General features: G+C 49.0%; 8 protein-coding genes. 2 read left to right on the top strand and 6 right to left on the bottom strand.

From position 1 onward, the window contains the following. On the top strand, positions 1-901 hold a 901-nt coding region (locus tag GF404_12920; protein ID MBD3383082.1), incomplete at its 5' end, for a T9SS type A sorting domain-containing protein. Between the two features lie 176 nt (positions 902-1,077). Here GF404_12920 and glmS read toward each other — a convergent pair. Together glmS and glmM are read right to left on the bottom strand one after the other, a co-directional pair. Then, positions 1,078-2,904 (bottom strand): glutamine--fructose-6-phosphate transaminase (isomerizing), encoded by a 1,827-nt coding sequence (gene glmS, locus GF404_12915; protein ID MBD3383081.1) that lies wholly within the window; start codon positions 2,902-2,904, stop codon positions 1,078-1,080. 16 nt (positions 2,905-2,920) lie between these two features. After that, positions 2,921-4,261, bottom strand: coding sequence for a phosphoglucosamine mutase (glmM, locus tag GF404_12910; protein ID MBD3383080.1), 1,341 nt, complete (start codon positions 4,259-4,261; stop codon positions 2,921-2,923). A gap of 253 nt (positions 4,262-4,514) precedes the next feature. On the opposite strand from glmM, the gene GF404_12905 reads away from it, so the two are divergent. Further along, complete coding sequence (locus GF404_12905) at positions 4,515-4,958, top strand: hypothetical protein (GenBank protein ID MBD3383079.1); 444 nt, start codon at positions 4,515-4,517, stop codon at positions 4,956-4,958. 288 nt (positions 4,959-5,246) lie between these two features. On the opposite strand, the gene GF404_12900 is transcribed toward GF404_12905, so the two are convergent. The 4 genes from GF404_12900 to hybB all read right to left on the bottom strand — a co-directional run bounded on the left by GF404_12900 (position 5,247) and on the right by hybB (position 10,150). Then, positions 5,247-5,738 (bottom strand): hypothetical protein, encoded by a 492-nt coding sequence (locus GF404_12900; GenBank protein MBD3383078.1) that lies wholly within the window; start codon positions 5,736-5,738, stop codon positions 5,247-5,249. Positions 5,739-5,826: 88 nt separating this feature from the next. Beyond that, positions 5,827-8,337: a PAS domain S-box protein gene (locus GF404_12895; GenBank protein ID MBD3383077.1), complete on the bottom strand. Its 2,511-nt coding sequence runs from the start codon at positions 8,335-8,337 to the stop codon at positions 5,827-5,829. 186 nt (positions 8,338-8,523) lie between these two features. Then, on the bottom strand, positions 8,524-8,733 hold the full coding sequence (locus tag GF404_12890) for a molybdenum-binding protein (protein MBD3383076.1): 210 nt from the start codon (positions 8,731-8,733) through the stop codon (positions 8,524-8,526). Between the two features lie 223 nt (positions 8,734-8,956). Continuing rightward, on the bottom strand, positions 8,957-10,150 hold the full coding sequence (gene hybB, locus GF404_12885) for a Ni/Fe-hydrogenase cytochrome b subunit (protein MBD3383075.1): 1,194 nt from the start codon (positions 10,148-10,150) through the stop codon (positions 8,957-8,959). Positions 10,151-10,370 lie beyond the last annotated feature (220 nt).

Raw genomic sequence — 10,370 nt, 5'->3', positions numbered from 1 at the left:
GGTTTACCTGTTAAAGTCAAGGACTTCCCGGACAATCACCGACTGCTCGGTGGATGTCAGCGACGCCATGTTTGTATACAATTGGATATTCATAGCCGGCGCGCCGGCCCCGTACTGTATGTATGCCAGCGACGCTAACGGTGACTGCGACTACAACGTGGCCGACCCTGTCTACCTGATAAACTACATCTTCCGCGATGGCCCCGGGCCTTTGCACTATTGTTCAGCTAATCCCGCCGTCGCTAAACCGTTTTTGCCAGCGGTGGAACTGATTGTGCGATCGACGTTTGATGGCGAGAATACGCATATCGAGTTTATTACATCAGCACCGTTCGATATCCATGGTATCCAGCTGGAGATTGCCTGTGACAACCCGGTACAAGGTCTGGAAGTTGTGAATTTGACAGGCGACATGAATCTGATTGCCGACAGCAGATCCAGCAACATTTATCTCGGTATGATCGATTTCAGTGGAAACGGTTATATTCCGTCAGGAAACAATACCTTTGCCGAGATTTATCTCGAAGGTGAAATTGATATAGCCGGCCTCGATGCGGTAGTTGCTGATATCAACGGCCGGGCTTGCCCGGTTGAGTGGGTTCCGGTTGTCAAACAACTTCCGGAGCGGTTCACTCTTGAACAGAACCGTCCGAATCCATTCAACCCGACTACCGAAATCAGCTACAGTCTGCCTGAGGCTTCCGGTGTCAGGCTCGATGTGTTCAATATCATGGGACAGAAGGTAGCAACCCTGGTAGATAAATACCAGGAAGCCGGTATCCATAACGCCGTCTGGAACGGTCGCGATGATAACGGCAGGCAGGTTGCCTCGGGAATCTACTTCTATCGAATGAACGCTGATGATTATACCGAAACTAAAAAGATGATCCTGATGAAGTAGGCGAAATCTAATTGTCTCGCAAGAATGAATAACATCAGGGACTGCCCCGGATATGGAGCAGTCCCTGAAATTTTTTAACATATGTCACTAATCTGCTTATCGTCTGCTGACAATGCCTTTAGCTAATGGATTACAAGGGTGAGAGCGATCTTATTCAACACCGCTGTTTGATACAGCTACTCCACTGTCACGCTCTTGGCCAGGTTGCGGGGCTGGTCGACATCACATCCGCGCAGTACCGCCATATGGTATGCCAGAAGCTGAAGCGGGATGATCGACAGTATCGGGGTCAGATAATACGGTACTGTGGGGATATAGATCACATGGTTGGCCATCCGGGCGATATCGGCATCGCCCTCGGTCGCGATGGCGATCACCTTGCCGTTTCTGGCCTTTATTTCCTGGATGTTGGAAAGAACTTTACCATAGACCTGGTCTTTCAGCGCGATCACCACCACCGGCATATTCTCGTCGATCAGCGCGATCGGCCCATGCTTCATCTCGGCGGCCGGGTAGCCCTCGGCATGAATATACGAGATCTCTTTGAGCTTGAGTGCGCCCTCGAGTGCTACCGGGTAATTGATACCACGACCGAGATAAAGGAAGTTGTTCGATCCGGCATAGATCTCGGCAATTTTCTTGATCTTATCATTGGTGGCAAGGATATTTTCGACCTGTCCGGGAATATTCTGGATGGCGTCGACGATCTGACGGCCTTTTTCTATCGACATATCTCTCATCCGTGCCAGAAGCAACCCGATCAGTTCCAGCACCATGATCTGGGTGGTGAAGGCCTTGGTGGAAGCGACACCGATTTCGGGACCGGCATGGATATAGATACCGCCGTCGGTTTCACGCGCGATTGAGGATCCGACCACGTTACATATCCCCAGCGCGGTTGCTCCCTTGCGTTTGGCCTCACGCAAAGCCGCCAGGGTGTCGGCGGTTTCGCCCGACTGCGAGATCACGAACGCGATCGTGCCGGCATCGATAATAGGCGAGCGATATCTAAACTCGGAGGCGTACTCGACCTCGACCGGAATCCGGGCCATATCCTCGATCAGGTATTCACCGATCAGGCCGGCATGCCAGGAAGTCCCGCAGGCCATGAAAAGAATTCGGTTGATATTCAATAGTTCGTCGTACTGCAAGTGGAGACCATGAAGCCGGGACGTACCTTCCTCGAAATTCAAACGCCCGCGAAATGCGTTGGCAAGTGCGGTCGGCTGTTCGTAGATCTCCTTGAGCATGAAGTGCTCGTAACCGCTTTTTTCGATCTCATCGAGCGACCACTCGATCTCCTGAATTTCGGGGGTGACATGAGCTTTGTCGAGCGTACTGATTTCAAAATTGTCGGAGGTCACACGGGCGACTTCACCCTCATCCAGATAGACAACCTGCTTGGTATGGCGGACCAGCGCAGAGACATCGGAAGCGACGAAATTCTCACCCTGACCACATCCTATGACCAGGGGTGAGCCTGATCGTGCGACTACAATTTCGCCGGGATTATCGCGCGAGATAACCGCGATACCATAAGTACCCTCGACAAATACCAGGGCAGTACGGACAGCCTCGAAGAGGTCACCCTCGAAATATTCTTCGATCAGGTGCACCAGTATTTCGGTGTCGGTTTCGGTCTGCAGATTGTGCCCCCTGCTTTCCAGGTACTGGCGCAGACTGCGGTAGTTTTCGATTATGCCGTTGTGGACGATCGCCAGTTTGCCATGTGTGTCTGTGTGCGGATGAGCATTGATTGTATTTGGTTCACCGTGAGTTGCCCAGCGGGTATGAGCGATTCCGCAGGTGGAGCGAAAATCCTTGCCGGCAATCTTTTCCTCGAGTACAGATATTTTCCCGGCGCTCTTTTCAAAGATCAGGCCATCATTTTCCAGAAGCGCCACTCCGGCTGAATCATAGCCACGGTATTCGAGTCGCTTGATACCCTCCATCAAGATCGGGAGGGCGGTTTTCTCTCCGGTATATCCGACTATTCCGCACATAACCTATTCTCCGAAATTACAATTTGTCCTTAATGAATTTGATCAGGGCATTGGCCTCTTTCTTAGTTTCTGCTTCCGCAATCAGACGGTAGATCGGTTCGGTGTTGGATTTGCGGATATGTACCCATCCGTTATTAAAATCGACACGGATACCGTCGACTGTAGTGATTTTCTGCGCAGTCAGTTTTTTCCGCAGGCCATTAAGTTTTACATCGAATCCTTTGGTGATGTTCCCTTTGCTTTTGACGATTACATATTTTCCCAGTCCATCGACGTACTCCGAAACCGTCTGCTTGCTTTCGGCCAGAGCAGACAGCACTAATGCCATACCGACTAAACTGTCCCGCCCGTAATGAAGTTCCGGCAAAATCACTCCGCCGTTGCCTTCACCGCCGATCACCGCTTTTTTGAGTTTCATCATGTGGACGACATTCGCCTCGCCGACTTTCGAACGGTAAAGCTTGCACTTATGTGAGTTGCATATATCCTGGTTGATATTCGAGGTAGACATGTTGATCACCATCGGCCCCTTTTTCTGTGAGAGGTAAAAGTCGGCCGCGATCGCCAGCGTGTTTTCCTCGCCGATCGGGACACCACGTTCATCGACAATCGCCAGCCTGTCGGCGTCCGGGTCGACCGCGAATCCGATATCGGCCTCGCTGTCAGCCACCGCTTCGGAGAGCATCTTCAGGTTTTTGGGCAATGGTTCTGGGGTATGGGGGAAATGGCCGTCCGGAACGCAGTTGAGACGCATCACCGAGCAACCCAGTTTCTCCAGCATCTGCGGACAGGCGATCGCACCACCGCCGTTGACAGCATCGATTACGACCCGAAATTTACTGCGCCTGATCATGTTAAGGTTGATGCAATCAAGTTCAGCCACCGCGTTTATGTGCCTTTCAACCCAGCTGAAATCGCTTCCGATCGAACCCAGCATACGCCAGCTTTTAGTCGGGATATCCTCGGATACCAGGAGCTTGTTAAAACGGCTGAATTCTTTGGAAGTGATAAATTCGCTCTTTTTATTGAAGAATTTCAACCCGTTCCACTGTATCGGGTTATGCGATGCTGTCAGGGCCACACCCCCGGATGCCTCGGTGCCCAGAATCGCCATGGCGATCGTCGGCGTGGGACAGATACCGATATCCATTACCTCGCAACCGGTTGCCAGCAAGCCGGATATCAGGGCGGTTTTGAGCATCAGGTGTGAACTGCGCGAGTCACCGCCGACAACGACCTGCCCGCCGTTGACAAATCTGCCGTAGGCCTTGCCGGCCTGAAGCGCTGTTTCCGCGCGAAGCGTCTTGCCGACTATGCCCCGGATCCCGGAAATACTGATTATCAGCTCGTCTTTCATATCCTACCCCTCACTGTTTATCAATTACCACAGGCTGATATAGCGAACATACAATCCCGCAATAGTTTGAGCAAGCAAAAACCTGCACAGGGAATGTGCATAATCTTGCGCGCGGAAAAAATCAGGATTTTCTGGAACCGACCTAAAACCGGCTTGTATAATACTTTAAATGGATTACCCGTATTTATACCGACCCTGGCATGAAAATTGAGGTATTACCGTCTGTAAACTATAACCGTAACCCGAAAATACTATGCTGTTGTTTCGCCTGATTTGTATTACATTTATTTATTTTTCGTTCACAGGTTTTGAGCTGGTGGCCGAGGACGGTGAACAGAAAAAATCCGGCGTTACCTATGCCGGGGATGTGTCGCCGATTACTGATTACCTGCAATTTTTTGACAGCCGAAGCCACCCCGCACTCGATACCGACAAACTCAAACCGGAGTCGAGTTCGTATACTCATCAGAAATTGAACGGCTACAATTCCGGCGATGGGACACCGGGTGGAATAGTGCTCGATTTATGCCGGCTTCACCATCGCAAAAGCTATGCAAAGCTGGATTTTTCTCCCAAGAAATTGCTCAGATCGGCGTATTATTCATTGACCGGTTTCAAGGAAGAGGATCCCTGTAAATTGCTGGTCGATTACGACCAGGGTAAACTTCAATTAAAGCTGTCATTGGAGTGGAAATAATCAAATTGAGATGATATTAGAAAACTCACAGCCAGTTAGATAGAGTTTTAGCCTCGAAGACCCTAATAAGACCCTTGACCGCCGTTTGGCTAGCGGCGGTTTTTTTATTGGTACTTATTTACCTGTTGGAAATGCCATGAAGAATCCCTTTACAGATGTTGACATCTGCCGGGATGCTATGATTTCCTGCCGACTGGCTGGCTACTGAGTCCATAGAATCATCTGACCAGCATAAAAAAACCACCGGCAGAATCCACCGGTGGCTCATATCCAATTCTCTATCTCAGATCAATGCCAGTCGTCCTGCAGGCCACGGAACTTGGCATCATTAATGATCACCTTCATCAGGTTGGTCATATGCTTTTTCTCAGCTTCGATAATCTGGTTCAATTCCTGGCTTTCACCCAGGACATCACGCAGGGCTTCGTAATACAACAGCGTTGTTTTCTCGAAATTGAAAGCCCTGTTTAAGGCCTGCCCGGCTGAATCGATTTTTGTAATGTTGTCAAACGCACCAGCTTGGAAAAAGTCGGAGACCGAGGCGGCCTTGATGTAATCCTGGTGTTCCTCGGCTATCTTGTCATCGCCGGTCAATTTCTCCAGAAGCGCTTTGAACTGGTTTTCATGAACTTTTTCATCACTGGCCAGCTGTGAGAAGATTTCACGTACTTCTTTTTCGGATTCGAATTTCTGGCTCAGTTCCTCGTAGAACTTTTTGCCGATCTGTTCGGTTTGAACTGCCAGCTCCACGGCTTTACGTAAAGTCATTTCTTCTAACATGTCGTATCACTCCTTGTTCAGTTTTCACTCCACTTTAACACAAGATTATACTGAAATGATCCGCGCTGGTCAAATCTATCCCGTCTTTTTACAGGTCATTCTCGTCGTTGTACAGGTCGGGATACAGCTTGCGGGCGCATTCGGGGCAGAGGGCGTGAGTGAATTCAGCTTCAGAATGCTCCTTCAAAAACTTTTCAATCTGATTCCAGTAACCTTCGTCATCGCGGATTTTTTTACAGGAGGGGCAGATTGGAATGAAGCCGGAGAGCGTTTTGACTTTTGCCAATGCCTCCTTCAGGTTCTCGATCAGCACTTCGCGTTCTTTTTCGGCCAGTATTCGACGGGTCGAGTCACGATTGGAGGCGCGCCGCCCGAGATACTGGCCATCTGAGTCGTAAACTGACTGGCAGACGTGGCTGATCCAGCGGGTTTCACCGGATTTGTCGATGATCCGGAACTGCACTTCGAGAGCACTGTCAGTTTCAACTTCCTGTTTGAGATGGTTCCTTAGAATCTCGCGGTCATCCTCATGCACGATATCGAAGATCAGGTCGGAATTTTGCATGAACTCCACAAACGTATATCCGGTGATCCTTTCGCAGGATGGTGACACATACAAAAACGCACCTTCCGGGTCGATCCAGAACTCCCAGCCATAAGTGAAGTCCGCAACAGTGCGGAAATGTCGTTCACTTTCCTCGAGAGCTTTTTCCATGTTTTTTCGTTCAGTAATATTGTGGCAGATCTTGGCCACAGAAACTATCTCGCCCTGCTCGTTTCTAACCGGAAAGATGTTATCCAAAAACCAGAGAGTCTGGTTTTTCCAGATGACACGATTTTCAAACTGTTCGGATTTGCCGGTTTGACCTACACGCTTGATCTGCTCTACTATCGGGTTTGCTATCTCGGTCGGAAACAGATCGTGAACATACTTGCCTTTTACGCTCTCGTTAGTCATCCCGAAGGCTTTAGGGCCATGGTAATACAGGTACTGTCCATTGAGGTCGTGCAGTATGATAATATCCTCGGCTGATTCGATCAGTGTGGCCAAAAAACTCTCGCTTGTTTTCAGGGCTTCATGCATTTCCCTGATATCGGTGATATTCTGGCTGAACACGATAATTTTATTAATCTTTCCGTTTTCCGATATCAGCGGGGAAGCCTGGACAAGATAGTAAGTTTCACCCAAAGGCAATTCAGTGGTAACGGATTCTCCGGCCAGGGCTTTTTTGTAAAGCGGTACCAGCTTATCACAAGTTGCTTTTGATAAGATATCTGACAGGAGTTTGCCCTCGATCTTGTCACGTTCAAATCCGGCCGTTTTTATTTCACGGCCCTCCGCGGTGATTATTCTCAGATCCTTATCGATTACAAACACCGCGGAACGGGGGATATTTTCGATCAGACCGCGGTAATGCAGTTCGCTCTGTTTGATTTCTTCTTCGATTCTTTTCTTATCCGTAATTTCCCGCGCTACCCAGACGACCCGCTTTCTTTCTTCCGGTTTCGTATCGATTTTTGCCGCACAGCCTTCGTACCAGTGACGGCCATCGGGAAAATCAAGATAGTATTCCAGGTATTGTGGCTGGCCGGTTTCGATCGCTTCCCTCATTTTGGCCACGGATTTTTCGGCCAGCCCATCACCCACTGTATCGTGAAGTCTATTACCGATCACTGAGCCATCAGGAGTCTTGGCTACATATTCATCGTGTTTTGCCAGGTAATCCATATAGTAGCCGTTTTCATCGAAGACGAAATAGTAATCGGGCAGTGCTGAAAAAGCTGCCCGCAGGCGGTTCTCGCTCTCCTTTACCGCTCGTTCTGTGATTTTAAGTTCGGTGATGTCCCGGGCAAATACCGAAACACTCTCTACATCGCCCTGGTCATTAAGAATAGGGTAAACTGTGCTGAAGAGATGGCTACCGGCGCGAACATCATTGAAGTTTACAGGCTTACGGCTTGTAACTGCCCGGTCGACCATCTTACGTCTGTAATCACCGACATCCTCCGGAAGGAGATCGAATATGTTTTTTCCAACAAGTTCTTTTTTTGTCAGTTTCAATCTACGGCAGACGGCTTCATTGGCCGCCATTACCGTACCGTCGGTTTTTATCAAGAAGGCAGTTTCCGAAATCGAATCCAGAAGCGCCTGGTAATGCCGGCTATGATATTGCAATGTGGCATTTTCGCTTTCCGTGTCTCTGAGTTTTTCAACTGTGCCTTCAAAGTACAGCGTATTGCCCTGTTTATCTTTGACTGCACGCGCGCTTTCCCGGACCTCGATTGTGGATCCATTTTTGCAAATCCATAGAGATTTATAACCGATTATTTTGCACTTGCCTTCGAGCTTATCCACGAACTCGAATCGTGGGGAATTTTCGCTGAAACCGCTTTTTTCAAGGTCACGGGAGAGCAGATCATCCAGATTGTCATAACCCAGCATTTGAATCAATGCTGAATTAGCCATGATAATTTGGCCATCTGGTGTGGTACGGTAGATACCCAGGCAACAGTTGTCAAAGATACTGCGGAGATTCTGAAGTTCGTTCAAATACTCTTCAGAAGGTGAGCCGCCACTTTTCCCGGACGACTTTTTCATTTTGACCCCATTCTATCGCGTAAAAATTTGATGAATCGGAACTCCCGAAAAATCCGGTCAGCTCAGTTCCACCAATCATTGAATATAGAACAGGTATCAGCAACTGTCAAACAGTTGAACCAAAAAATTAAACTTTTTATGTCTTAATTAATAGAATTGAATCAACTCTTAAATCAAGAATTGCGCTCATTCCTTGACAAGCAACACATTGACAGCTTTGATGATCAGCTTGACCTTATCGCCGTCGGTAATGCCCAGATCATCCAGAGACTCAATGGTGATGACGGAATTCATGACAGATTTTTCGGGGATCTCGATTGTGATTTGACTCATTACACCGCCCCGTTTGATCTTTTTGACCTCACCAATTAGCTGGTTGCGCGCTCCGTACTTCATGAAAAACTCCTTGTTTAGATAATATCATTAAAAAAGCCGGGCTTGTTATACCCGGCTTAATCTACGAAATCTTTAACGATATTCTATAAAAAATTATTCCTCGTCTTTTTCATGCTTGTGTAAAAAGCGCCAGAAAGCGACGAAACCGATCAGGTAGCCGATGGCGAGGATGTAGATGATCCCCTTGGTCTGCATCATGAATTCCTGCAGGGTATGAACCGAATCAAACATGATCAGCTCCTTTCACGGTATGGTGGGAATAATCCTTGTGTTCATGGAAGATCGGCATCCGGGTTACGATGAACTTGAAGACCACCAGTCCGACCGTGACGATAAAGACCGAAATCATGATTTCCGACCAGCGTGGAATATAGCGTTCGGATAATGGCAGGTGGTAGTTGAAACAGATCAGGGAGATATTGAGCCGGTTGAGAAGGATCCCCAGAACCGTCCAGATCGCGGTGAAACGTATCAGCTTGACATTCTTCTCGCGCACCCCGATTGCAAACAAAAATGACGGAACCATCACGAAACCGACCAGTTCGACTAAGAACCACAGGCCGTAGTTCGTGAACAACAGGTTCCAGTGATTGCCCAGTGCCACGCCGAAGATCTTTATTGAGGAGTAGGCCGCCAGAGTCAGGGCCGCCGCCTTGCCGAATCCGAGCGCGATATCATCGCGGGATTTTTTGTGTTCCTCATCCATCTTGTTTCTGAAATTGCGATACGACAGGCTACCCTCGAAGATCACCATGGACAGTCCGGCCGCGATACTTGAAACGAAGAAGAAAATCGGTAAATACGGCGAATACCACAATGGGTGAAGTTTGTATGGCGCGATCAGGTACATCGCCCCCAGTGATGATTGATGCAAGGTCGAGAGAACCACGCCCAGGATAGTCAGAAGTATAGTCAGTTTGACGACCAGGTTGCGGACTTTTTTAACACCCAGCCATTCCAGCGCGGCGGGGGAGAATTCCAAAAACAACACAGTCAGGTAAAGCGCTACACATGCGCCCACCTCGAACATGACCGAGGTCACACCCTGGCTTACAAAGAACGGGTAGGGCAGTCTCCATGGCCGACCGACATCGTATAAAAGCGCAAACACGACCAGCGCATAGCCCAAAAATCCGGTCAGGATAGCAGGTCTGACGGCGGCATGGAATTTTTTCATGCCGAAGATCTCGACCGCGGCCGCGGTAACATAACCGCCCGCCGCCAGGGCAACGCCGGTCAAAAGGTCGAATCCGATCCAGATTCCCCATGGATTGGTGTCATCCAGGTTGGTAACGGTTCCCAGTCCTCCGGTGAATCTCATCACGGTCAGCGGGATTCCGATCAGGATGATGATAGCGGCTATGATATTAAACGGGCTGAACAGCGACCGTTTAACTTCAGTGGTTTCATCAGCCATCCGAACCTCCCTTCTCACCGTCTTTGAGTTCTTTTTCAGCCTCTTCACGGGCTTTCTTGGCCGCTTTTTCGACCGCCAGTTCCTTCTCCTGTTTGAAATTCTCTTTTAATTTTTTCTCTTGTTCTTTTGCAGTCGCCTGGGTCTGGTCGATCGCTTCTTTGACATCATTTTTGCGCTGACGTTCGGCGGCGATTTCCTTGCGCCGGTTCATAATGTAGAT

The sequence above is a fragment of the Candidatus Zixiibacteriota bacterium genome, assembly GCA_014728145.1.
Taxonomy (GTDB): Bacteria; Zixibacteria; MSB-5A5; order JAABVY01; family JAABVY01; genus WJMC01.
The sequence above is the reverse complement of the archived record's forward strand: the minus strand, read 5'-3'. Positions and strand labels throughout refer to the sequence as shown.

What these genes read in the sequence shown, in the direction of transcription:
- glmS (MBD3383081.1), bottom strand. Translation starts at nt 2,904, where the DNA reads ATGTGCGGAATAGTCGGATATACCGGAGAGAAAACCGCCCTCCCGATC.
- glmM (MBD3383080.1), bottom strand. Translation starts at nt 4,261, where the DNA reads ATGAAAGACGAGCTGATAATCAGTATTTCCGGGATCCGGGGCATAGTC.
- GF404_12905 (MBD3383079.1), top strand. Translation starts at nt 4,515, where the DNA reads ATGCTGTTGTTTCGCCTGATTTGTATTACATTTATTTATTTTTCGTTC.
- GF404_12900 (MBD3383078.1), bottom strand. Translation starts at nt 5,738, where the DNA reads ATGTTAGAAGAAATGACTTTACGTAAAGCCGTGGAGCTGGCAGTTCAA.
- GF404_12895 (MBD3383077.1), bottom strand. Translation starts at nt 8,337, where the DNA reads ATGAAAAAGTCGTCCGGGAAAAGTGGCGGCTCACCTTCTGAAGAGTAT.
- GF404_12890 (MBD3383076.1), bottom strand. Translation starts at nt 8,733, where the DNA reads ATGAAGTACGGAGCGCGCAACCAGCTAATTGGTGAGGTCAAAAAGATC.
- hybB (MBD3383075.1), bottom strand. Translation starts at nt 10,150, where the DNA reads ATGGCTGATGAAACCACTGAAGTTAAACGGTCGCTGTTCAGCCCGTTT.